Below are 547 nucleotides of genomic sequence, written 5' to 3' on the forward strand. Positions count from 1 at the left end.
CAGGTGTGATTCCTCGCCCGCCCGACTGGGTGTGGTGGATTCTCGGAGGTGGACTGGTCGTGCTGTTTGGACTACTCGGACGGAAAGAGGACCAGAAGCTGGTGGACCTCGGCCCGCGGGTCGTGAAGAGCGTTGAGCTTCCGCTGACCGCGCCGATGGTGATGGAGTCGTTGTGCGCGCTCGGCAACGCCAAGATGAAGGTCCCCGACGACATCCGGCTGTTGATGGACCCGCACCGCGACGGGCCCGGCGTGCGGATCGAACTGGAACTCCCGAGGGGTGTCACGGCGTCGTTCGTGATGGAGCGCCGCGAAGAGTTGGCCGCCGCGCTGCGACGTGAGCTCGGCACGGTGTGGCCGTCCGTTGGGCGCCGACACCCGGGCCACCTGGTGTTGTTCGTGTCCGACCAGGTGATGGCCCAGGCCGAGCAGGAGCCGTGGCCGCTGCTCAACGCGGGCGAGGTCGACATCTTCACCGCGATCCCGCTGTTCACCAACCAGCGCGGCGCCTGGATCAAGCTGTCCATCGCCTACGCGTCGATCATCAT

The 547-nt window shown here is 66.5% G+C and carries 1 pseudogene; it reads left to right on the forward strand.

Annotated elements, in window-relative coordinates:
* Positions 1 to 59 precede the first annotated feature (59 nt).
* Positions 60 to 547, forward strand: a pseudogene (locus B7P34_RS36140) (cell division protein FtsK); the annotation flags it as partial.

The sequence above is a fragment of the Streptosporangium nondiastaticum genome, from assembly GCF_003011965.1.
GTDB lineage: Bacteria > Actinomycetota > Actinomycetes > Streptomycetales > Streptomycetaceae > Streptomyces > Streptomyces nondiastaticus.